The 22,465-nt window shown below is 63.3% G+C and carries 23 protein-coding genes and 2 tRNA genes; 5 read left to right on the top strand and 20 right to left on the bottom strand.

Annotated features, from left to right (window positions below; translation table 11 throughout):
• Positions 1-4: 4 nt before the first annotated feature.
• Positions 5-583: an NUDIX hydrolase gene (locus O0882_RS03840; RefSeq protein ID WP_289945476.1), complete on the bottom strand. Its 579-nt coding sequence runs from the start codon at positions 581-583 to the stop codon at positions 5-7.
• A gap of 199 nt (positions 584-782) precedes the next feature.
• Between O0882_RS03840 and O0882_RS03835 the strand changes: the two genes are divergently transcribed.
• Positions 783-859: transfer RNA gene (locus tag O0882_RS03835), tRNA-Met, on the top strand.
• Between the two features lie 142 nt (positions 860-1,001).
• Positions 1,002-1,078, top strand: a tRNA-Met gene (locus O0882_RS03830).
• A 47-nt stretch (positions 1,079-1,125) separates the two neighbouring features.
• Here the strand turns inward: O0882_RS03830 and O0882_RS03825 are convergent.
• A complete protein-coding gene (locus tag O0882_RS03825) occupies positions 1,126-1,923 on the bottom strand; it encodes a helix-turn-helix transcriptional regulator (protein WP_289945475.1) in 798 nt (265 codons plus the stop codon).
• A 110-nt stretch (positions 1,924-2,033) separates the two neighbouring features.
• Here O0882_RS03825 and O0882_RS03820 point away from each other — a divergent pair, with 110 nt between their 5' ends.
• Positions 2,034-3,212: an MFS transporter gene (locus O0882_RS03820; RefSeq protein ID WP_289945473.1), complete on the top strand. Its 1,179-nt coding sequence runs from the start codon at positions 2,034-2,036 to the stop codon at positions 3,210-3,212.
• Here the strand turns inward: O0882_RS03820 and O0882_RS03815 are convergent.
• The gene (locus O0882_RS03815) at positions 3,209-5,518 is read right to left on the bottom strand and encodes a xanthine dehydrogenase family protein molybdopterin-binding subunit (protein ID WP_289945472.1); all 2,310 of its coding nucleotides are present in this window, start codon (positions 5,516-5,518) and stop codon (positions 3,209-3,211) included. The two genes, O0882_RS03820 and O0882_RS03815, sit on opposite strands and share 4 nt — an antisense overlap.
• Positions 5,515-5,991 (bottom strand): (2Fe-2S)-binding protein, encoded by a 477-nt coding sequence (locus O0882_RS03810; protein ID WP_099762444.1) that lies wholly within the window; start codon positions 5,989-5,991, stop codon positions 5,515-5,517. The genes O0882_RS03815 and O0882_RS03810 overlap by 4 nt, the downstream gene beginning before the upstream one ends.
• 150 nt (positions 5,992-6,141) lie before the next feature.
• On the opposite strand from O0882_RS03810, the gene mug reads away from it, so the two are divergent.
• A complete protein-coding gene (mug, locus tag O0882_RS03805) occupies positions 6,142-6,663 on the top strand; it encodes a G/U mismatch-specific DNA glycosylase (RefSeq protein WP_289945471.1) in 522 nt (173 codons plus the stop codon).
• 43 nt (positions 6,664-6,706) lie between these two features.
• Here the strand turns inward: mug and O0882_RS03800 are convergent, their stop codons facing one another.
• The 5 genes from O0882_RS03800 to O0882_RS03780 form a co-directional block, all read right to left on the bottom strand.
• Positions 6,707-7,495: an anti-sigma factor gene (locus O0882_RS03800; RefSeq protein WP_289945469.1), complete on the bottom strand. Its 789-nt coding sequence runs from the start codon at positions 7,493-7,495 to the stop codon at positions 6,707-6,709.
• On the bottom strand, positions 7,492-8,019 hold the full coding sequence (locus O0882_RS03795) for an RNA polymerase sigma factor (protein ID WP_289945468.1): 528 nt from the start codon (positions 8,017-8,019) through the stop codon (positions 7,492-7,494). Before O0882_RS03795 ends, O0882_RS03800 begins: the two co-directional genes overlap by 4 nt.
• A 19-nt stretch (positions 8,020-8,038) precedes the next feature.
• Positions 8,039-8,410: a hypothetical protein gene (locus O0882_RS03790; RefSeq protein ID WP_070289095.1), complete on the bottom strand. Its 372-nt coding sequence runs from the start codon at positions 8,408-8,410 to the stop codon at positions 8,039-8,041.
• A 58-nt stretch (positions 8,411-8,468) separates the two neighbouring features.
• Positions 8,469-9,386, bottom strand: a complete 918-nt coding sequence (locus O0882_RS03785; protein ID WP_289945465.1) for a DNA-3-methyladenine glycosylase 2 — start codon at positions 9,384-9,386, stop codon at positions 8,469-8,471.
• A gap of 68 nt (positions 9,387-9,454) precedes the next feature.
• Positions 9,455-10,462, bottom strand: a complete 1,008-nt coding sequence (locus O0882_RS03780; protein ID WP_289945462.1) for an XdhC family protein — start codon at positions 10,460-10,462, stop codon at positions 9,455-9,457.
• 98 nt (positions 10,463-10,560) lie between these two features.
• Between O0882_RS03780 and O0882_RS03775 the strand changes: the two genes are divergently transcribed.
• Entirely contained in the window at positions 10,561-10,701 is a 141-nt protein-coding gene (locus O0882_RS03775; protein ID WP_162835767.1) for a hypothetical protein, read from the top strand.
• 31 nt (positions 10,702-10,732) lie between these two features.
• Here O0882_RS03775 and O0882_RS03770 read toward each other — a convergent pair whose 3' ends face one another.
• From O0882_RS03770 to O0882_RS03720, 11 genes are all read right to left on the bottom strand, one after another.
• Positions 10,733-11,836 (bottom strand): M48 family metallopeptidase, encoded by a 1,104-nt coding sequence (locus O0882_RS03770; RefSeq protein WP_289945460.1) that lies wholly within the window; start codon positions 11,834-11,836, stop codon positions 10,733-10,735.
• A gap of 10 nt (positions 11,837-11,846) precedes the next feature.
• Complete coding sequence (gene dut, locus O0882_RS03765) at positions 11,847-12,296, bottom strand: dUTP diphosphatase (protein WP_289945458.1); 450 nt, start codon at positions 12,294-12,296, stop codon at positions 11,847-11,849.
• Positions 12,297-12,315: 19 nt separating this feature from the next.
• Positions 12,316-13,536 carry a bifunctional phosphopantothenoylcysteine decarboxylase/phosphopantothenate--cysteine ligase CoaBC gene (gene coaBC, locus O0882_RS03760; protein ID WP_071075806.1) on the bottom strand — a complete coding sequence of 407 codons (1,221 nt, stop codon included), beginning with the start codon at positions 13,534-13,536 and terminating at the stop codon, positions 12,316-12,318.
• A gap of 17 nt (positions 13,537-13,553) precedes the next feature.
• Positions 13,554-14,063: a signal peptidase II gene (gene lspA, locus O0882_RS03755; RefSeq protein ID WP_289945456.1), complete on the bottom strand. Its 510-nt coding sequence runs from the start codon at positions 14,061-14,063 to the stop codon at positions 13,554-13,556.
• A gap of 84 nt (positions 14,064-14,147) precedes the next feature.
• Complete coding sequence (ileS, locus tag O0882_RS03750; RefSeq protein ID WP_289945455.1) at positions 14,148-17,048, bottom strand: isoleucine--tRNA ligase; 2,901 nt, start codon at positions 17,046-17,048, stop codon at positions 14,148-14,150.
• A gap of 81 nt (positions 17,049-17,129) precedes the next feature.
• On the bottom strand, positions 17,130-18,101 hold the full coding sequence (locus tag O0882_RS03745; RefSeq protein ID WP_289945453.1) for a bifunctional riboflavin kinase/FAD synthetase: 972 nt from the start codon (positions 18,099-18,101) through the stop codon (positions 17,130-17,132).
• Between the two features lie 241 nt (positions 18,102-18,342).
• Entirely contained in the window at positions 18,343-19,554 is a 1,212-nt protein-coding gene (locus tag O0882_RS03740; RefSeq protein ID WP_289945452.1) for a hypothetical protein, read from the bottom strand.
• A gap of 78 nt (positions 19,555-19,632) precedes the next feature.
• Positions 19,633-20,064: a biopolymer transporter ExbD gene (locus O0882_RS03735; protein WP_170840419.1), complete on the bottom strand. Its 432-nt coding sequence runs from the start codon at positions 20,062-20,064 to the stop codon at positions 19,633-19,635.
• A 105-nt stretch (positions 20,065-20,169) separates the two neighbouring features.
• Entirely contained in the window at positions 20,170-20,598 is a 429-nt protein-coding gene (locus O0882_RS03730) for a biopolymer transporter ExbD (protein WP_071075811.1), read from the bottom strand.
• Between the two features lie 5 nt (positions 20,599-20,603).
• Complete coding sequence (locus O0882_RS03725; protein WP_141170456.1) at positions 20,604-21,518, bottom strand: MotA/TolQ/ExbB proton channel family protein; 915 nt, start codon at positions 21,516-21,518, stop codon at positions 20,604-20,606.
• Positions 21,519-21,604: 86 nt separating this feature from the next.
• The gene (locus O0882_RS03720) at positions 21,605-22,261 is read right to left on the bottom strand and encodes an energy transducer TonB (protein ID WP_152250312.1); all 657 of its coding nucleotides are present in this window, start codon (positions 22,259-22,261) and stop codon (positions 21,605-21,607) included.
• Between the last annotated feature and the right edge of the window lie 204 nt (positions 22,262-22,465).

Below are 22,465 nucleotides of genomic sequence, written 5' to 3'. Positions count from 1 at the left end.
GGGCTTACTCGGCATCCGTGCGCGCCATCGGGCGCGTGATGTCGCCCGTATGGAAACCATAGCTGCCGCCTTCGCGGATTTTCACGCGGTCGGCAAAGAACAGTTCCAGGGTGGCGCGGATGGTGGGAAAGGCCAGGTCATCCCAGGGAATCTGCGCTTCCGTAAACAGCCGCACCTCCAGGCTTTCGATACCCGGTGCGAAATCGAGGTCGCGCAAACGCGCCAGGTAGAACAGGTGCACCTGGTGCACGCGCTGCACGTTGAGCAGCGAAAACAGGGGCCCCAGCTCGATATTGGCGCCCGCTTCTTCCACCGTTTCGCGCTCGGCCGCGTCCGACGTGGTCTCGTCGTTTTCCATGAAGCCGGCCGGCAGGGTCCAGTAGCCCAGGCGCGGCTCGATGGCGCGCTTGCACAGCAAGACCTGCAGCTGGCCATCCTCTTCCCAGACGGGAATGGAACCGACGACCATTTTCGGGTTCTGGTAATGGATGGCGTCGCAGTTGGCGCAGACATAGCGCGGACGGTTGTCGCCTTCCGGAATGGACAGGCTGACAGGATGGGCGCATTCGGAGCAGAATTTCATGGGCAGGCTTGGAGTAGGGATGGCATCGGGTAAGTCGATAGTGTAACGCTTACTGTACACCGATTGCGTGCGGCGTGGCGTGACGGGCGGACAACATGCCAAGCAGCAATTGGTCGACCCTTTTTAATTAAATAGTTCTATTGCAGTCTAAGTTGAGATAGCTATTGCCTAAGCCACCCGTTTGCCCTTATAATTCGAGTGCGGGGTGGAGCAGTCTGGCAGCTCGTCGGGCTCATAACCCGAAGGTCACAGGTTCAAATCCTGTCCCCGCAACCAATACCGGAAAGCCGCTGACTCTTGCAAAAGATCAGCGGCTTTTTCCATTGCCGGCCAGCGGCAAACTCCGGCAGGCGGGGCAGGAATGAGATTGTCAATTCTCTCCCTTTACGCCGCGCAACAATCTGGTATATAATTCGAGTGCGGGGTGGAGCAGTCTGGCAGCTCGTCGGGCTCATAACCCGAAGGTCACAGGTTCAAATCCTGTCCCCGCAACCATTTCGAAGCCGCTGGTTCCTCGCAAGAGGGCCGGCGGTTTTTTCGTTCTACGGCGTTTCTTCTTCCAGCTGGCGCGCATACACGACCAGCCGCAAATGGCGGTCCGCATCGATGGTCAGCGAGGTGTGTTCATACGCGACCTGCTCGCCGTCGAATGTCAGGCGGCGCACGCCGTCGCACGGCGCATGCACGTCGTGGCGGCGCCACCATCGCTTGAACTCGGGCGAGACTTTTTCCAGTTCTTCCACCAGCGCGTGGATATCGGCTTCCTGCGTGGCGCGCGCGTAATCGCGGCGAAAGCTCGACAGCATCAGCGGCGCCTGCTCTTCCCAGGCCACGAAGCGCGAGCGCAGCGGCGGGTCGGTAAACAATAGCCACAGCAGGTTGCGGCGCGAGGCGGCATGCGCGCCGAAGCCAAACAGGGCGTCCGCGCCCGCATTGAACGCCAGCACGTCCCAGCGCAGATTGAGCACATAGGCCGGATGCGCCAGCTCGTGCATCAGGCGGCGCACCAGCGGCGGCACCACGCAATACGTCTTGCCCTCTTCGGCCGGCGGACGCGCATGCGCCAGCAGGAACAGGTGGCGGCGCTCGCCCCCGTCCAGTTTCAGCACTTCGGCCAGTTTGTCGAGAAAGGCGCTGGAGACGCCGATGTCGCGCCCCTGCTCCAGCCAGGTGTACCAGGTCAGCCCCACGCCGGCCAGCGCCGCCACTTCTTCGCGGCGCAAGCCCGGCGTACGCCGCCTTCCACCGCCGGGCAAGCCCACGTCTTCCGGCGACAGCCGCGCGCGCCGCGCCTGCAGGTAGGCGGCCAGTTCGTGGCGGGTGCGGGTCAAAGTGCGCATGCTGCGGTCTCTCCTGTGAACCTGTTGCTATCAGTAATAGCATAAACAGTTAAATTGTAATTGTTTATATTGTATTCCAGAATGCCCGTTTTCTTCCCGAAAGCTGGCCCATGTCTGACTCTTCTTCCTCCCGTGCCGTTCTTCCCCTCACCGTCTACCTGATCGCCGTGGGCGCGTTCGCGCTGGGCATGGCCTCGTATGTGACGGCGGGCTTGATGCCGCTGATCGCCAGTGCCTTTTCCATCTCGCTGGCGATGGCCGCGCAACTGGTGACGGCATTTACCCTGGCCTATGGCCTCGGCTCGCCGCTGGTCGTGGCTTTGCTGCCGGCGCGCGCGCAGCGCTCCGGCCTGTTGCTCGCCCTGGGCGTGTTCGTGCTGGCGAACGGGGCCAGCGCGCTGGCACCCGGATTTGCCAGTTTGCTGGCCTGGCGGGCCATGGCCGGCATCGGGGCCGGTGTCTACCTGGCGCTGGGTATCGCGGCGGCGGCGGGCGTGTCGGCGCCGCAGCAGCGGGGCAAGGCCATCGGCGTGATCATGGGCGGCATGGCGGGCGGCACGGTGCTGGGCGTGCCATTGAGCCTGTTACTGGCGCAGCAGCTGGGCTGGACTGCGGCCCTGTGGCTGGTCGCCGTCCTTGGCGCGCTGGCGCTGGCCGGCTTGCTGTGGAAGCTGCCCGCGCTGCCAGTGGCGCCGGCCATGTCACTGCGCGGCAAGCTGGCCTTGCTGGCCGATGGGCGGGTGCTGCTCATTCTGCTGGTATCCTTGCTGGCGGCCGTCGCCAGCCTGGGCATGTACACGTTTATCGCGCCGCTGCTGGCATGGTCCGCGCACGGCGCAGCGGTTTCCAGCACGCCGTTCCTGTGGGCGTGGGGCGTGGGAGGGATCACGGGCAGCATGCTGGTGGGGCCATGGGCGGACAAGGTGGCGGCGCCGAAACTGACCTGGTGCATCTTGCTGCTGCTGGCGCTTGCCCTGTGCGTGCTGCCGCTGGCGGCCGGCTGGTCGGCCTGGCTGATGCTGGCGCCGATTGCGTTGTGGGGCGCGGCTGGCTGGGCCCTGCAAGTGCCGCAGAACCAGCAGTTGCTGGCCGTGCGCGCGCGGCAGGGCGACGGCAACCTGGCCATCGCCCTCAACGAATCGGCGCTGTACCTGGGCAGCGCCATCGGCGCCGCCACGGGCGGGTTGCTGCTCCTGCTCGACTGGCCCATGTGGCTGCTGGCGGCTGGTGCCGCCTTGGTCGCCGCCGTGGCCCTGCTGCTGCAGTTGCCCGCCGCGCGGCGGACTTAAGCCTTTTTCGCCAGTTGCATGCCGACGGGCAGGGCGCGGATGCGCTTGCCCGTGGCGGCGAAGATGGCGTTGCACAGGGCCGGCGCGATGGGCGGCGTGGCCGGCTCGCCCACGCCGCCCAGCTCCATGTCCAGGGTGCCCGGCACCAGGTGCGTGTGGATCACGCGCGGCGCGTCGGCGGCGCGCAGCACGGCGTAGTCGTGGAAATTGCTTTGCTCGACCCGGCCATTCTTGAAACTGATTTCGCCGCTCATGGCCAGGGACAGGCCCATGATGCAGGCGCCCTCGATCTGCGAGCGCACGCGGTCCGGGTTGATCTGCGGTCCGCAATCCATGGCGATATCGACCCTGGGCACGATGACTTCACCGGCCGCGTTGATCTCCACCTCGATCACGGCCGCCACATAGGTGACAAAGCTGTAGGACACGGCCAGGCCCAGTCCCCGGCCCTTGGGCAGCTTGCGGCCCCAGCCCGCCTTGGCTGTCGCCAGCTCGATCACGTGGCGCATGCGGCCGATGTCGACCGGATACTTCGCCGGGTCTTCGCCATAGTTCCAGCCATCGGACAAGTCGGCCGGGTTGATCTTGCGCGCAGGACCCAGCAGTGCCAGCAGGTAGTCGCGGTGGTCGCGCTTTGCCGCATGCGCCAGTTCGGCCGTGAACGACTGGATGGCAAACGCGTGCGGGATGTTCGAGACGGAACGGAACCAGCCGATGCGCGTGTGGGCTGGTACTTCCGGCACTTCGACGCGGATGTTCGCAATCGCATACGGCACGTTGATGGCCGACATGCCCAGCTCGAACGGCGCCTGCTTGTTCGCGCCGGAGGCAAAGGTCGAGGTGATGGTGGGTGCAGCCGTGCGGTGCAGCCAGGCGGTGGGATGGCCTTTGGCGTCGAGCGATGCTTCCAGCCGCTCGACGGACACCGTGTGCAGGTAGTCGTGCTGCAGGTCGTCGTCGCGCGTCCACGTCAGCTTGACGGGCGCGCCATCCATGGCCTTCGACAGCAGCGCCGCCTCGACGGCGAAATCGGGTTTCGATTTGCGCCCGAAGCCGCCGCCGAGCAGGGTCACGTGGACGGTCACGTCGTCATACGCCAGACCCAGGGCCTTGGCCACGTTGCTGCGCGTCGCTTGCGGCGCCTGCACGCAGGCCCATACTTCGGCCTTGCCATCGGCGATGCGCACGGTGGCGGCGGGCGGCTCCATGGTGGCGTGGGCCAGGTGGGGCAGATAATATTCTGCACTGAATTTGCGCGCGGCGGGAGCGGCGGCCAGGGTGGCCACCGTCTTGCCCTGGTCGCGCGCCGGGCTGGCCGGCTGGCGCACGGCCGCTTCCAGCGTCTTGCGGAAAGCCTTCGAATCGTAGCCGCCGTTCGGGCCATCCTCCCATTCCAGCACCAGCGCTTCGCGACCCTTGATGGCAGCCCAGGTGTTGCTGGCGATGACGGCCACGCCGCCCAGCGGATTGAACATGGCCGGCGGCGGACTGCCCGCCAGTTCGACGATGCGCAGCACGCCCGGCACCTTCAGGGCCGCCGTCTTGTCCACGCTTTTCAGCTTGCCGCCAAAGACGGGCGGGCGGGCGATGACGGCATACGCCATGCCATCGAGGCGCGTGTCGATGCCGAAGTGGGTGTTGCCCGTGACGATATCGTGCAGGTCGATGCCGCGCGTGCTGCTTTGGCCGATGTAGCGCAGCTCGCCGGCCGTTTTGAGGCTGATGCGCGCGCGTGGCGGCACCGGCAATCTGGCCGCTTCCCCGGCCAGCGCGCCGAAGGACAGCGAGCGCCCGCTGGCAGCATGCACGACCGCATGGTTGGCGGCCTTGACTTCCGTCACGGGCACGTCCCAGCGCACGGCGGCCGCCGTTTCCAGCATCAGGCGCGCCGTGGCGCCCACGTGGCGCATGGCGCGGAACGAGTGGCGCATGCTGCGCGAACCGTCCGTATCCTGGCTGCCGTAGCGCGCTTCGTCGGCGGGCGCCTGCTGCACGCGCACCTGCGCCCAGTCAGCGCCCAGTTCATCGGCCGCCACCATGGGCAGGCTGGTGCGGATGCCCTGGCCCATTTCGGAGCGGTGCGCCACGATGGTGACGATGCCGTCGGCGGCAATCGACAGGAAGACCAGGGTGTCGTCGACCACGCCGCCAGCCATACTGTCGCCGCCGTATTTGACGGCGTCGGCCGCCATCACCAGGCCGGAAGGGGCGGCCACCAGGGTCAGGCCGGCCAGCGCGCCGGCGGCCTTGAGCCAGTTGCGCCGCGCAGGCGAAGTGGGGGCGGGGATGTTTTCAAGGATGCTCATTTGGCCGCTCCTTTCGCGTTGATGCTGGTCGCGGCCTGCTTGATGGCTGCATGGATGCGCGTATAGGTGCCGCAGCGGCAGATATTGCCGCTCATCGCTTCGCGGATTTGCTTGTCGTTCGGCGCCGGCGTTTTGTGCAGCAGGGCCGTGGCCGACATGATCTGGCCAGCCTGGCAATAGCCGCATTGTGGTACGCCGTGTTCCTGCCAGGCTTGCTGTAGCGCAAAGCCGACCTTGTCTTCGCCCACCGCTTCGATGGTGGTGATGCGCTTGCCGGCGGCGGCCGACACGGGCGTCACGCAGGAGCGGATGGCCTCGCCATCGAGGTGCACGGTGCAGGCGCCGCACAGGGCCATGCCGCAACCGAATTTGGTGCCGGTCATGCCCAGTTCGTCGCGCAAGGCCCACAGCAGGGGAGTGTCTTCAGGCAGTGCAAGGTCGTGCTGCTTGCCATTGATGGTCAGGGTCGTCATGTTTATTCCTCTGTGGGGGATGGCGCGGGAAAGCGCGATGGCCATCCACCATACGGATGAGCGCATCAGTACGGGATGGTAGCACCGCCCGCCCTGCGCTGCAGGACATGGGGCAGGTGGCATACTGCGGCTTCTGATAGCGGAGTTTTCATGACATACCTCACAACGGCTCCGGGCTTGCCCGACATCCTGGCTCCCGGCTTGCAGGTGGTCTTTTGCGGCCTCAATCCCGGTGTGGACGCGGCGGACGCCGGCCACCATTTTCTCGGCCGCGGCAACCGCTTCTGGCCTGTATTGCATCTGGCCGGCTTTACGCCGCATTTGGTGGCGCCGCAAGACGATGCCAGCGTGCTCGGTTTCGGGCTGGGTTTGACGGCGGCCGTCGGGCGCCCGACCAGCCGCGCGGACCAGGTGGGGACAGACGAGTTCGCGCAGGCGGCGGCGGGCCTGCAGCACAAACTGGCATTGATGCAGCCGCAGTGGATCGCCTTCCTGGGCAAGGCCGCCTACGCGGCGATGACGGGACAACGTCAGGTGGACTGGGGCGAACAGCCAGAACGGTTCGGCGGCGCGCGCGTATGGATACTGCCCAATCCCAGTGGACTCAATCGCGGCTATTCGAAGCAGCGGCTGGTCGACGCCTATGCGGAACTGAGGCGCGCGCTCAGCTGACGTCCAGACGCGTGCCGACGCGGCAATAGCGGCTATCCGTGGCTCAGCGATGTACCTCCAGCTGCGCATACACGGCGTCGGCGATCTTGCCCAACTCGGCTTTCGGCAGCCTGGCCGAGAGGGCGTAGCCCATCTGGCCATCGATCCAGTAAAACACGCCCAGGTCCTTTTCCTGCGTGTAGCGGAACGCCGTTTCCTGCTTGCCGGCCCGCTCCCTGGCCACGTACAGGGTCAGGCGCTTGCCAGTGTCCTCTTCGTACATGAATTGCGCCACGGGGCCGTCGCCATCGCCGGGCAGCAGGCGTCCGCCGATCAAGTGATAGCCGAGCGGCGACAGCACGGGCGGCTGCAAGGTGCTGCCCAGGCGTTTCGACAGCCATTGCACCAGGTGCGCCTCTTGTTCCACGCCCACTTCCACGGGGTGGCGCACCTCGGGCGTGTAGACGGCATGGGCGATGGCGGCGCTGCGCGCCAGGGAGATCGGGCTGGCGCTGGCGGTCACGCTGTCGCCGCCACGCAGCAGCCAGCCTCCCGCGCCACCCGCTATGAGCAGCACGACGGCTGCCGCCGCCTGCATGGCGGGGCGGTACCACGCATGGTTGGCTGCCGACGGGGCGGCCGCTGCCTGCCGCAGCGCCGGCGGCACGGTTTCGTCCAGCACGGGATCGAACAGGGCGCGCAATTGCCGGTTCTGTTCGCGCCACGCATCGACCCTGGCGGCGTCCTGCGGATGCGCGCGCAGGTGGGCGTCGACTGCCGCGCGCAGCTCTTCCGGCAGGATGCCGTCGGCCAGGGCATGCAATTGCGCTTCGCTGATGGCTTGCGTTGTCATTTCACGACTTTCAGGGTGGGTGGGCCGCTGCCCTGGCTGCCGGCAGGGCGGCCATCGAGCAGGGTGCGCAGTTTGTCGCGTCCGCGCGACAGGCGCGACATGACGGTGCCGACGGGGATGTCCAGGGTGGCCGCCACCTGCTCGTACGGCATTTGCTCGAGCGCGACCAGCAGGATCACTTCGCGCTGCCCCAGCGGCAAGCGGGCCAGCGCCGCATCCATTTCGCCGATGGCGATGGCTTGCCCCGGCGCCCGCTCCGCGGCGGGCAGCACGCTGTCGTCGTCCAGCTCCTGCAGCGCCAGGCCAGGGCGGCGCAGCTGGTCCAAGTGCAGGTTATGCATGATGGAAAACAGCCAGGGCCGCATCTCGCCGCCGCGCTGCCATTGGGCCAGCCTGCGCCAGGCCCGCTCCACGGTATCCTGCACCAGGTCGTCCGCATGCAGGGGACCGGCCAGCGCACGCGCATAGCGGCGCAGGCCCGGCAGGCAGGCTTGCAGCTGGCAGCTGTCCTCTGGCGTGGTCATCGTGGCGGCGGGAAGGGGCTTAGGGCTTGACGACGTGCCACACGTTCTTGAAATTGTCGCCGGCGACGTCGCCCGGCTTCTTGTCTTCCTTGTACAGGTACAGGGGCTTGCCCTTGTAGGTCAGCTGCATGGCGCCGTTGTCTTCGCGCTTGATGCTGCCATACGGGGCGGCGGGCGCCGCGTCGGTGGCGATGACGGCGGGCCAGGCCACCAGACAGCCGCCGCTGCAGGCGCTCTTGCCGCTGTCGGCGACATCCTTGTCGAACACATACACGGTCATGCCGCTGGCGTTGACCAGCATGCCGTTGGCGGGCATGACGTCGGCGGCGAAGGCCAGCGGGGCGGACAAGGCGGTGAAAAGGGCGGTGGCGGCAAAAGTAGTAAAGCGCATGATGGTCTCCTTGAGGTTTTGGGGGGCTTGCAAGGGATAGACGCGTGCCGCCTGCCGTTTATTCCCGCACAGGCAAAATATTTTTTGCCGGCGCATGCAGGCTGGCCCACAGGTGGGCGGCCGCCATGGTGCGGTGCGGCGCGTACTGGCGCAGCCACTGCTCGGTGCGCGCCATGTCAGGTTTCGTTACTTCGCCGAGCAGCTTTTGCAGGGCGGCGCGGATGGCCACGTCGCCGTGCAGCGAGCAGTCGGCATAGCCATAGCCGCGCAGCAGCGCGTAGTTGACGGTCCACGGGCCGATGCCCTTCACGGCCAGCAGTGCCTGTGAAATGGCCGCCACGTCACCGGAGGGGGGCAGCTCCAGCGACAATGCTCCCTCGTCGACCAGGCGCGCCAGGCGCAGCACGGTGTCCGCCTTGGCGCGCGAGAATTTGCGGCTGGTCAAATCCTCGACGGACAGGCGCGCCACGTCACGCGCCTCCGGGTAGCACCATAAGCCGCTGCCGTGCCGGCGTCCCGCCTGCAGAATAAACGTACGGCGCAGGGAAATGGCGAACGACAGGTTGATCTGCTGGCCGATGATGGCCCAGGTCAGTGCCTCGAAGGGGCTGGCCGATTGCACGATGCGCAAGCCCGGATTGACGCGGATCAAAGGCGCCAGCAGCGGGTCGCCGGCGGCCAGTTGCGCGAATGGCTGCGGGTCGATGCGCAGGCCGAGGATGTTGAGCAGGGCGCCGTGCAGCGGGGTTTGCAGATCGCCATTGGCGCTGCCGTCGATCTCGGCGCGGCAGACGGCGGCATCGTCCGTGAAGGCCACGTCCAGCACCACGGCACTGCCACGCAGCAGGATGCCCTTGCGCAGCCCCGTCGGCGTGACTTGCTCCGCCACGGCTTCGCCATCGCGGCTGTGGAAGGCGATGACATCGTCGCGGCGGTAGCCGGCGGGCAGGGGCAGGGTCCAGTGCAGCAGGGTCATGGTGGTCAAAAATCAGGGAAGGTAGCAGGGGCGCGCCGCTGGCGCATCTTGTTTCTTGCTTTCAGGCTTCAGCGCATGCAGAGGTCCGGGTTGGGCGGCGTCAAGGCGGCCGCGTGCTGGATCTGCAGCGCGTCGGGCACGCCATTTTTGACGGCAGTCAGTTCGGCCAGGATGGAAATGGCGATTTCTGCCGGCGTCTTGCTGCCGATGTACAGGCCGATGGGGCCGTGCAGGCGCGCCAGCTGTTCGGCGCTGACGTCGAACTGCAGCAGCCGTTCGCGGCGCTTGGCATTGTTGGCGCGCGAACCGATGGCGCCGACATAAAAAGCCGGGGATTTCAATGCTTCCATCAGGGCCAGGTCGTCGAGCTTGGGATCGTGCGTGAGGGCGACGACGGCGCTGCGGCTGTCGAGCTTTAAATCCAGCACGAGGTCGTCGGGCATGGCGTGCAGCAGGGGCACGCCGGGCACATTCCAGCCGCCCCGGTATTCCTCGCGCGGGTCGCAGACGATGACGTGGTAATCCATGGCCATGGCGATTTGCGCCACGAAGCGCGACAGCTGGCTGGCGCCGATGATCAGCAAGCGCCAGCGCGGGCCGTGCTGCGTGGTGAGCACGGCGTTTTCCAGGGCCAGCACGGCGCCCGGTACGGCGGTGCGCAGGGTGACGGCGCCGCTGTGCAAGTCCAGGCGGCGTTCGACCAGTTCATGCGCTTCCAGGCGCGCCAGCAGTTCGGCCACGCGGCTGCCCGCATGCAGCGGCTCGATGGCCAGTTCGATGGTGCCGCCGCAGGGCAGGCCGAAGCGGTGCGCCTCGTCGGCGCTGATGCCGTAGCTGACGATGTCGGGCAGCGTGCGCACGATGCCGTGTGTGCGGACGGCGTCGATCAGGTCATCCTCGATACAGCCGCCGGAGACGGAACCGACCACCGTGCCATCGTCGCAGATGGCCAGCGTGGCGCCCACGGGGCGGGGGCTGGAGCCCCAGGTCTTGATGACGGTGACGAGTTCGCAGCGGTGCCCGGCAGCGAGCCAGGCGGCGCTGGTTTTCAGAACTTCAAGGTCGATGCTGTCCATGGGGGGCGGGAGTGATGCCGCATGTTTGCGGCAAAGTATGGAAAAGTATTCAAGATTGTGGATATACTACCTGCTCCACCACCCTGCGGAGAATTTTCATGTCAAATGAAGTCAAGACGCAAGAAGAGGGTATTCCCAAGTTCGGCAAGCTGCTCATCGTCCTGTTTCTGGCCGTGGTGTTCTGCGGTGCGCTCACATGGATCATGGGCACCTACTTCCCGAACTTCCCCGGCGCCTGAGCAAACCCGGTTTTGTCAGGCGCCTCTGTACTTAAGGCTTGAGCGGCTTCTTTGCCGCCTGCTTGGCGCGCACGTCGGTGACGGCGCGGTTGATGGCCGCCATGCGTGAGTTGGTACCCGGATGCAGGGCCGTGTAGCCGTTGGCGACTGTCGCCGGCACTTGCGTGGCCAGGCGCTGCCAGAAGCGGGCGGCGTTGTCGACGTTGTAGCCGGCGCGCGCCAGCAGGTAGATGGCCAGGGTATCGGCTTGTACGTCGAGTTCCTGCGGCATGGCCTTGATGCCGGCGGCGCCCGTCAGCATCGATACGTCGGGCTGCACTGCGCCGAGGCTGTCGATGATGCTGCCGGCCGTGCCGGCGGAGCGCTGGCTGCGCGCGTGATCGAGGATGTTGTGCGCCATTTCGCGGGCGATGACGAAGGCGATGCCTTCGTCGTTTTGCGCCGCATTCACCATGCCGCGCGTGAGCATGATGCGCGCGCCGTCCGAATACGCGTTGATATTGTCCGCATTGCCCAGGGCGACGCGGAAGGCGCAGGCGCGCGTGACGGGGATCTTTAAATCCTGTTGCTGGCCGTCGCGGGCGATGGTCATGTTCAGGCTGGCGCTCTTGGAGGCCAGCGGGCCGACGATGGCGGCGAACGGGCCTTCCGCCTTGGGACCGGCCGGCAGCGGCTTGCCTTCCGCGGCCAGCAAGCCGTCGCCCTTGCGCAAGCCGGCGCGCGCGGCGCCGCTGCCAGGCAGCACGCCCGAGACCTGCATCTGTTCGCCATAGCCGAGGGCCGCCTGCGCCGCATCGGCATAGATGCCAGGGTAGGAATACTTGTTCTGCGCCGTGAAGCCCAGCAGGTTGCGTGCATACGTCTTGCACAGGTCCGCATTGTTGATCAGCAGGGGCGCCGAGACTTTCGACAGGCGGTCCTGCAGCGCCACCATCTTCACCAGCTCTTCCTGCGCCGCCTTCTGTTGCGCCGTCGGCGCGGGCGCATCGGGCGCCGGCACCACGTTGAACGGGCCGCTGACATTCGTTGCCGGCGTGGTGCAGCCGGCGAGGAAAGCCGCACTGGCCAGCAGGAGGGGCGTGGCCAATCGGCGCAGCGAAGTCGTGGCTGGGATCAGATGGCGGAAACCTGGCATAAGACAATCCTTAATGTTTGCCGGTGCTGCCGAAACCGCCAACACCGCGTTCGCTGTCGCCGAATTCCTCGACGACGTTAAAGCCCACTTGCAGCACCGGCACGATAATCAGTTGCGCCAGGCGTTCCATGGGATTGAGCGTGAAAGCGCTCTGGCCCCGGTTCCAGGTCGATACCATCAGCTGGCCCTGGTAATCGGAATCGATCAAGCCTACCAGATTCCCCAGGACGATGCCGTTTTTATGACCCATGCCGCTGCGCGGCAAAATCATGGCCGCATACGACGGGTCGCCGAGGTGGATGGCCAGGCCGGTGGGAATGAGCACCGTCTGACCCGCTTCGATGGTGATGGCTTCGTCGATACAGGCGCGCAAATCGAGGCCGGCGCTGCCCGGGGTGGCGTAGGCCGGCAACAGTTCTTGCATGCGGGCGTCGAGGATCTTGATGTCGATATTTTTCATTAATTTAAAACGTAAAGGGTTATTTGAGCAGTGAATTTTTTGCCAGGCGTTTCGAGATTTCCGAAATCAGCTGGCGCGCCAGGTTCAGTTTCGAGGCGCGCGGCAGCACGGTATGGCCTTCTTCATCGAACAGGATGATGGTGTTGTCGTCCTGGCCAAACGTGTTCTGGCCGATATTGCCGACCAGGAGAGGAATGCCTTTTTTCTCGCGCTTGGTCGAGCCGAATTCCACCAGGTTTTCCGATTCGGCGGCAAAGCCCACGCAGTAGGGATAGCCGGCCAGGTTGGTGCGTGCCGCCACGGTGGCGAGGATGTCGGGATTTTGCACGAACTGCAGTTCGGGCACGGAGCCGTCGGCCTGCTTTTTCATTTTCTGGTCGCTGGCGTTGGCGACTCTCCAGTCGGCCACGGCGGCCACGGCGACGAAGACATGCTGGCCGTCGACGTGGGCCAGTACCGCATCGTGCATCTGCTGCGCGCTTTGCACGTCGATGCGGCGCACGCCGAAGGGCGCGTCCAGTGCCGTGGGGCCGGAAATGAGCAGCACTTCGGCGCCGGCTTCGCGCGCCGCGCGCGCCACCGCATAGCCCATCTTGCCCGAAGACAGATTGGTGATGCCGCGTACGGGGTCGATGGCTTCAAAAGTCGGACCGGCCGTGACCAGCACGCGCCTGCCCGCCAGGACTTTCGGCTGGAAGGCGGCGATCAGCTCCGTCAACAGCTGTTCCGGTTCCAGCATGCGGCCCAGTCCCGTTTCTCCGCATGCCTGTTCGCCGGCCGCAGGGCCGAACAGCTTGATGCCGTCGTCGCGCAGCTGCTGCACATTGCGCTGCGTGGCGGGGTTCTGCCACATTTCCACGTTCATGGCCGGCGCCACCAGCAGGGGCAGGTGGGCCGGGCGGGCCAGGCACAGGGTCGACAGCAGGTCGTCGCACACGCCGTGCGCGAGTTTACGCAGAAAATCGGCCGAACACGGCGCGATCAGGATGGCATCCGCATGGCGCGTCAAATCGATATGCGCCATGTTGTTATCGATGCGCGCATCCCACTGGCTGGTGTGCACGGGGTGGCCGGAGAGGGCCTGCATCGTTACGGCCGTGATGAAGTGGCTGGCCGCATCCGTCATCACCACCTGCACCGAGGCGCCAGACTTGGTCAGGGCGCGGCACAGCTCCGCCGCCTTGTAGCAGGCGACACCGCCCGAGAGTCCCAGGACGATTTTTTTGCCGGACAATTCCATGCCGTTCTCCTGCGCGTTTATTTGTTTACCCGGCGCAGTTCATCGATGATGAACAGGGCCACGCCGATGCAGATGGCGCTGTCGGCGATGTTGAAGGCGGGGAAGTGGCCCCAGCTTTTCCAGTGGAAGTCGAGGAAGTCGACCACGTGGCCGTACATCAGGCGATCGATGACGTTGCCCAGCGCGCCGCCCAAGATCAGCGCCAGGGCCCAGCAGAACATGCGCTGGCCGGCGTGCTTTTTCAGCAGATAAATGATGTAGACGGCTGCCACGAGGGCGATGGCGCTGAGGAAATAGCGCTGCCAGCCGCCCTGGTCGGACAGGAAGCTGAATGCGGCGCCCTTGTTATACGCGAGCACCAGGTTGAAATACGAGGTGATGACCATTTCCTGCGCATAGCGGAAGGTCTTCAGGATCGTGATCTTGGTGATCTGGTCGAACAGGATGACGATGGCGGCAATGCCCAGCCAGGGTACCAGCGACGATGAGGAGGACGATTTCGATGAAAAACGGTTTTTAGTGGCCATATTTTTCCAGGGAAGATAAAGCCGCCGCCACCCTTGCGGGCAGCGGCGGTGGGAAGCAGTGCGGGAACCTGTCCCGCGCCGTTTTTATGCGAAGCGGCGAACTTCGCCTTTTCCAAACAGGTTGCTGACGCAGCGGCCGCACAGGGTAGCATGCGCGGCGTCCGTGCCCACGTCCGCACGGTAGTGCCAGCAGCGCTCGCACTTCGGCGCCGTCGACGCGGCCACGACCACTTCCTCGGCTGCTTCGTCGGCTACTTCGGCCACGGTGGCCTGCGAGGTGATGAAGACGAATTTCAAGTCGTCGCCCAGGGTGGTCAACAGCTTGTACTTCATCGGCGCGGCCTTGATCGTCAGTTCCGCCTGCAGCGAGGAGCCGATGGCGCCCGAGGTGCGCAAGTCTTCCAGCTGTTTTGTGACGTCCGTGCGCACGGCGCGCAAGGCCGTGTATTTCTGCAGCAGGTCGGCGGCGTCCGACACTTCAGGCAGCTGCCACCAGGTTTGCGTGAAGATGGTTTCATCGCTGGCGGCATACGCTTCGCTTCCTGCGAAGACGGCCCATGCCTCTTCGGCCGTGAACGACAGGGCCGGGGCCATCAGGCGCAGCAGGCTTTGCGTGATGTGCCACAGGGCCGTCTGCGCCGAGCGGCGTGCGTGCGACGTCAAGCCGGAGGTGTACAGGCGGTCCTTCAGGATGTCCAGGTAGAAGCCACCCAGGTCTTCCGAGCAGTACGTCTGCAGCTTCGACACGACGGGGTGGAACTCGTAGCGCGCGTAGTTGTTTTCGATCTGCTGCTGCAGCGAGGCCATGTTGGCCAGCGCATAGCGGTCGATTTCGAACATCTCCGCCACCGGCACGGCGTCCGTGACCGGGTTGAAGTCCGAGGTATTGGCCAGCAGGAAGCGCAGGGTGTTGCGGATGCGGCGGTACGCTTCCGTCACGCGTTTCAGGATCTCGTCGGAGATCGACAGCTCGCCCGTGTAGTCGGTCGAGGCGATCCACAGGCGCAGGATGTCGGCGCCCAGGGTGTCCGAGATCTTTTGCGGCGCCAGCGTGTTGCCTAACGATTTGGACATCTTCTTGCCTTCGCCATCGACCGTGAAGCCGTGCGTCAGCAGGGCTTTATACGGCGGATGGCCATTCAGCATCGATGACACGAGCAGGGACGAGTGGAACCAGCCGCGATGCTGGTCAGAGCCTTCCAGGTACAGGTCGGCCGGGAATTGCAGCTGCGTCGAGTGCGAGCCATGGCCTTGCGGGCCGCCCAGCACCGTTTGGTGCGTGGCGCCGGAATCGAACCATACGTCCAGCGTGTCCTTGTTCTTGGCGTAGATGGCCGCTTCGTCGCCGATCAGGTCCTTCAAGTCCAGCGACTGCCATGCCTCGATGCCGTCTTTTTCGATCAGCTTGGCCACTTGCTCCAGCAGTTCCGGCGTGCGCGGATGCAGGTCGCCCGTTTCCTTGTGCACGATGAAAGCCATCGGCACACCCCACTGGCGCTGGCGCGACAGGGTCCAGTCGGGACGGTTGGCGATCATGCCGTGCAGGCGCGCCTGGCCCCAGTCCGGGAAGAACTCGGTGTCGGCGATGCCTTTCAAGGCCGTCTCGCGCAGGGTCGGGCCGCCGTCTTTCGGCGTCACGTCCATGCCGGCGAACCACTGCGAGGTGGCGCGGTAGATGACAGGCTTTTTATGACGCCAGCAGTGCATGTAGCTGTGGTCGAACATCTTGACTTCGAACAGGGCGCCCGCTTCTTTCAGGGCGGCGCAGATCGGCTTGGAAGCGTCCCAGATGCTCATGCCACCGAACAGCGGCAAGGTCGAAACGTAATTGCCGTCGCCCATGACGGGCTTGATGATGTCGTCGTCCTTCATGCCGTGCGCCTTGCACGAGATAAAGTCGTCCACGCCATACGCGGGCGCCGAGTGCACCACGCCGGTGCCGCTTTCGGCGGTCACGTAATCGGCCAGGTACATCGGCGACAGGCGGTCGTAGAAAGGATCCGATGCGTGCAGCGGATGGCGGAAGCTGATGCCTTCCAGCGCGGCGCCGTCGCAGGTGGCGATCGTCGTGCCATCGAGCTTGTAGCGCGCCAGGCAGGATTCGACCAGGTCTTGCGCCAGGATCAGCAGCAAAGGCTGGCCGTCGCGCGTGGTTTCGACCAGCGCGTATTTCAATTCAGGATGGACGTTCAGCGCCTGGTTCGACGGGATGGTCCAAGGCGTGGTGGTCCAGATGACGACGAAGCCGTTTTCGGTCGGCAGTTTCGGCAGATTGAAGGCCTTGGCCAGCTTGTCGAATTCGGCGAACTTGAAGCCGACATCGATGGCCGGGTCGCGTTTGTTTTCGTATTCGATTTCAGCTTCCGCCAGCGCCGACTGGCAATCAAAACACCAGTTGACCGGTTTCAGGCCGCGGTAGACATAGCCTTTTTCCAGCAGTTTGCCCAGCGCGCGCAATTCGTCGGCTTCATTGCCGTGCGCCATGGTCAGGTACGGATTATCCCACTCGCCCAGCACGCCCAGGCGGATGAAATCTTTCTTCTGGCGCTCGACCTGCACGTTGGCGTAGGCGCGGGCCTTTTCCAGCACCTCGGCCGTCGGCAGGTTCTTGCCGTGCAGTTTTTCGATCTGGATCTCGATCGGCATGCCGTGGCAATCCCAGCCCGGTACATACGGCGCGTCGAAGCCGGCCAGCGAGCGCGACTTGACGACCATGTCTTTGAGGATCTTGTTGACGGCGTGGCCCAGGTGGATGTCGCCATTCGCGTACGGCGGACCGTCATGCAGGATGAATTTCGGACGGCCGGCAGCGGCCTTGCGCACGCGCTCGTAAATCTTCTTGTCTTGCCATTGCTGTACCCATTGCGGCTCGCGCTTGGCCATGTCGCCGCGCATCGGGAACGGGGTTTCCGTCATGTTGACCGGGTATTTGCTTTCAGGCTTCTTGTTCTGCTTGGGCGTGGCTGGCTTGTTTTGATCGGACATAATCTTCTTTAATGGTATGGAGTCTATTTTTGTAGCGGGTTTGCGGCGGCAGGCGCCGCCAGGCGGCGGAGTTGGCCAGCGTCAAATTCGGTCGGTAGCGGTAATGGCGCCGCTGCGTTGCTCAAAATAGGCGCGCGCCTGGTTCGAGTCGCGCTCGATGGCGGCCGTCAGGGTGGGCAAGTCGTCATACTTTTCTTCGTCGCGCAGCTTTTGCAAGAACTCCACGCGTACCAGCTTGCCGTAACAGGATTGATTGAAATTAAACAGATGTACTTCCAGCAAGACGCGGCCGCTATCGTCGACGGTAGGGCGCACGCCCAGGCTGGCCACGGCAGGCAGCGCTTGCGACGCCAGGCCGTGCACTTGCACGATGAAGACGCCGGACAGGGCCGGGCGGTGCGCCACGCGCAGGTTCAAGGTGGGGAAACCCAGCGTGCGGCCCAGCTTCTGGCCGTGGATCACATGGCCGGAAATGGCGTACGGGTGGCCCAGCAACTGCGTGGCCAGGGGGAAATCACCGGCGGCCAGGGCCAGGCGCACGGCGGACGACGAGATGCGCGTGCTGCCATTCATCACCGTCGGCAATGTTTCTACATGGAAACCGTATTCGCGGCCCGCTTCCTGCAGCATGGCGACGTCGCCGGCGCGCCGGGCGCCATAGCAGAAATCGTCGCCGACCATCAGCCATTTCACGTGCAAGCCGTCGACGAGGACTTTTTGCGTGAATTCCTGCGGCGTCAAGGCGGCAAATTGCGCGCTGAAGTGCTCGACGACGACTCTGTCGATGCCGGCGTCGTCCAGCGATTGCAGCTTGTCGCGCAGATTGGCGATGCGCTGCGGCGCCTTCGACAGGTCGCCCGCGCGCTGCGCGAAGAATTCGCGCGGGTGCGGTTCGAACGTCATCACGGCCGCTTCAATGCCGAGTTCGGTCGCCGCGCCGCGCACGCGCGCCAGCAAGGCTTGATGGCCGATGTGGACACCGTCAAAATTGCCGATGGTCAGAGCGCAAGGCGCTCGTGCCTGGGCATTGGGAAGTCCGCGGAATACCTTCATAGGAATCTGATGAAAACTGTGCCAAAAGGGGGATTATACGGACTGTTTCAGGGATGCACACCCGGCAGGGCTGGCGCAGGGCGAATTTCACTGCTGAAATAACAAAAAGCGTTGCCGGCGGGTGTGCTGGCAACGCTTTTCGGGAACTAACGGCTTGACAACATGTTCAGGGCTAGGCGCCGCGTCGAAGACAGTACGAATGTACGGCGAGACGCGGCAACAACGCCCTGGACGTGTTGTCTTATTTATTCATTAACGTCCAGTAGCGGGCCAGGTCAGCCGCGCCATCCGTGCCCTTGACGGCCTTGAACGCCGTCGTGGCATTGGACTTCTTGCCGGCGTGCATGTAGGCGATGCCCAGATGCAGCTTGGCTTCTTCCGCGTACTTGGCGGTGCCCAGTTTCACGGCGTCGTTCATCAAGCCCAGGCCTTTGTCGGCCTGGCCATCGTAGACCAGGGCAAAGCCCAGCTTGCTCAAGCTGTCGGCGTCCTTGTTCTTGACGTATTCCGCTTCCGACTTGGCGGCGCTGGCTTTCAGGTCGGCCTGGGTTTTCAGGGCCAGGTCTTTCAGGCGCTGGTGACGCGGGGCATCGGTGCCGGTACCCAGCACGCCTTTTTTGTAGCCCTGCTCGATGATGCTCAATGCTTCACCCGGATTGCCTGCTTGCAGGGCCAGCTGGCTGATTTCCATGTATTCGGACGGCTTGGTGAACAGGCCGTTGGCCAGGCGCAGGCGCTGGACGTCCAGGCTCAGGCGTTGCGAGAAGCCAGGTTTGCCCGAAACGCGGTTCAGCAGGTCGGCCCAGTAGCTGGTCTTCGGATAGCTCGATGCCAGTTTTTCCAGGGTGGCCACATAGCCGCCCTTGTCGTTCTGCTTCATCTGGATGTTGGCCAGCATTTGCAGGCTCGCTTCCGAGTTGCCGCCGCGCGCTTGCAGTTCCTTGGCCGCTTCGGCGAAGTTGCCGCTGACGTAGTAGGTCTGGATCAGCAGTTCGCGCATTTGTGGATCTTCGCGGTCTTTCAGCGAGCGTTTGATCCAGGTGATGGTGTTCGGCCAGTCCTTGGCGCGGTAGTACATGCCTGCCAGCGCTTGCGTGAATTTGGGGGCTTCGGCGGCGCTCAGGCGGCCGGAATTGATGACGGCTTCGAAAGCCTTGATGGCGGTGCCGTTATCGCCGGCGGCGGCAGCGGCCGAGGCGCGCACGCGCTCGATCTGGTAGCTTTCAAAGGCGGTCTTGCCGCCGACGCTGTCTGCTTCACGCAGTTTGGCCAGCGCTTCCTTGTTTTTGCCGCTGCTAGCGAGTTTTTGTGCTTCTTGCAATGGCTTGCCCACTTCGGCGCGCACGGTGTCCGCGGCGTATGCCAGCGAGCCCAGGCCGATTACGGGAGTTGCTGCGGTAAAACCGATAGCGGCCATGACGAGGCCGAGATGAGCGAGACGAAACTTGGACATAAGAAAGTCTTTCAGTAAAAAGCGAATAGGCAGGAAGTCCTGCCTATTCGGATGTAAAGATAACCTGATTGCTACAGCTTACTGGAATTGCTCGTTGCCGACCAGACCGATTTTGGTCACGCCCAGACGCTGCGCCGACGCCATCACACCGGCGACGACTTTGTATTCCACCAGCTTGTTAGGACGCAGATGCACTTCTGGCTGGTCTGCTTGCGCAGCAACGTTGCTCAGCTTGGCTTCCAGCGTATTACGATCAGGTACGACCTGATTGTCCCACAAGATAGTGCCATCAAAATCGACATCGATCGTGACGACCACTGGTTCGGTTGTCGGTGGCGGCGGGGTGCCGACCGGCATGTTCAGGTTCACCGAGTGGTTTTGCTTAGGAATCGTGATGATCAACATGATAATCAGCACCAGCATCACGTCGATGAGGGGCGTCATGTTCAGTTCCATCATTGGTTCCGGATCCGCGCCTGCTGCGCTTCCCGAACCGACATTCATACTCATAGTGTTTCCTTTAAGAAGTCCAACGAAGCACCGGGCGAAACTGCCGCCCGGTCAGCTTCCGGCAGTGGCGTCCCCTTGTTGCCGGGACGCCGCTGCCAGCCGCTATCAGCCCTTGTCAGGTGGTTCGGTGATGAAGCCGACCTTCTGGATCCCGGCACGTTGGGTCGTGTAAATAACCCGGCCGATCGATTCGTAGCGTGTTTCTTGGTCGCCACGAACGTGTACTTCCGGCTGCGGTACTTTCACTGCTTCAACTTTAAGATAATCGAACAGTTCGTTCGTGTCTTTCAGTCTGGTCTGGCCCAGGTAAATCTCGCCATCCTTGTTAACAACGATGTTAACGTTCTCTGGCTTGGTTTGCAGGGCTTGATTGGCCTCAATCGGCAGATCGATTTTCTGCAGCTTGAGGACAACTGGACTCGTAATCAAGAAAATGATCAGCAAAACCAACATGATGTCGACGAGCGGCGTCGTGTTGATTTCTGACATTACTTGATCTTCATCTCCGCTGTCGGAGCCGACGGACATCGACATGATTCTTATCCGATCTTTTTAGCGCCGGCAGCACGGCCAGCTTCGCTGGTCGACATGGCGCCGGAGATCAGTACCGAGTGAACGTCGGCGCTGAACGAGCGGATGTCTTCCATTGCGGATTTGTTACGACGCACCAGCCAGTTGTAACCCAGAACGGCAGGAACGGCGACCAGCAGACCGAAAGCGGTCATGATCAGTGCTTCACCAACTGGGCCTGCCACTTTATCGATCGATGCGTTACCGGTCATGCCGATAGCGGTCAGCGCGCCGTAAATACCCCAGACGGTACCGAACAGACCGATAAACGGTGCGGTCGAACCAACGGTTGCCAGGAACGACAGGCCATCTTGCAGACGCGATTGGACTTTGTCCGAAGCGCGCTGGATCGACATCGTCACCCAGGTCGACAGATCGATTTGTTCCAGCAGGGCGCCGTCATGGTGTGCGGTTGCCTTGGTGCCCGATTCAGCGATGAAGCGGAATGGCGAGCCTTCGCTCAAGGTTGCCGAACCAGCAGCGATCGAAGGAGCTTTCCAGAATTTGGAAGCGGCTTCTTTGGCTTGCTTGAAGATCTTCATTTGATCCAGCAGCTTGGTGATGATGATGTACCAGCTGCCGATCGACATGATGGACAGGATGATCAGGGTAGCGCGTGGCACGAAGCCGCCGTCCCAGACTGCGGACAGGCCGAACGGGTTGTGCACTTCTTCGGTTTTGGCTGGAGCTGCTGCGTCTGCTGCTGGAGCGGCTGCATCTGCGGCAACTGGTGCCGGTGCTGGTGCAGCGTCTGCCGCAGGAGCCGAAGCGGCAGCCGATGCTGGCGCGTCAGCGAATGCCGGAGCTGCTACCAGAGCGGTAGTAGCGGTGACGGACAACAGAACCGCGGCAAAAAATGCGGACAAACGGGTATTCTTAAACATGCTTCCTCCAAAATTAAAAATAACAGATCGCTGAACGTAATGACAACGAAATCATGGTGTGAGACAGGGGATAACTGTCTCGGGTGTTAATCCAGCGACCAAACGTATTGCATTTGCTGCCAGCCTTGTTCCGGCTTGCCGTCAACTGTTGCCGGCTTAAATGTACAGCGGCTGATGCCTTGCACCGCAGCTTTGTCCAGGTCTCTGAAGCCGCTGGACTTCACGATCTTCGAATCAGCGACCTTGCCGTCCACACCGATCAGGAACGACAGTGTCACCACACCGGTTTCCTCGTTGCGCTGCGACGACTTTGGATAAGCCGGTTTTTCGCAGACACTGAAGTCAACCACGGCCGGTGTACGCACCGATTTGGCTGGTCCAGGAGTTGGCGCAGGCTGTGCAGGCGGCGATGGCGGTGCCAATACATTCGTGGCTGGCTTCACGGCAGTCGTATTTGCGATCACGTTCTGCTGTGGTGGCGGCTGCTGCACGTTCACCTCGACTGGCGGAATGAATGGCGGTGGTGGCGCTTTCATTTCTGGCGGCGGTGGTGGCGGTGGAAGATCCTTCGGTGGAGGCGGTTTGACTTCCTCGATAATCTTGGTTTCAACCGGTTCCATCATTTTGGTGACCAACCGCTTGCCCAAGCCCGTCGCGATCCCGTAAGCCGCGAGAACGTGCAGCAGGACAACGACGGTTATGCCTGTGTAGTTCTTGGGACTTTTCTCGTTCGAAAAATTCATGCCTGCTTTCTCCAAATACCATCTCTTGTCTTGCAACTGAACCCCAAAATGACGACACAAAGCTCCAGCCGTATCCGGGACGTCGCCGAATTATACATACGAATTCTTTATTTTACACAGATTTTTAACGCCTAAAACCGGTTAAATTTTTGGCGCTTTTGCGCCCTGAAAACGTACTTGCTTATGTCATCTTTGCACGCTTTC

Source organism: Janthinobacterium sp. SUN073, from assembly GCF_030397665.1.
In the GTDB taxonomy this organism is placed as follows: Bacteria; Pseudomonadota; Gammaproteobacteria; order Burkholderiales; family Burkholderiaceae_D; genus Janthinobacterium.
This window is presented reverse-complemented; position numbering and strand designations above follow the sequence as displayed.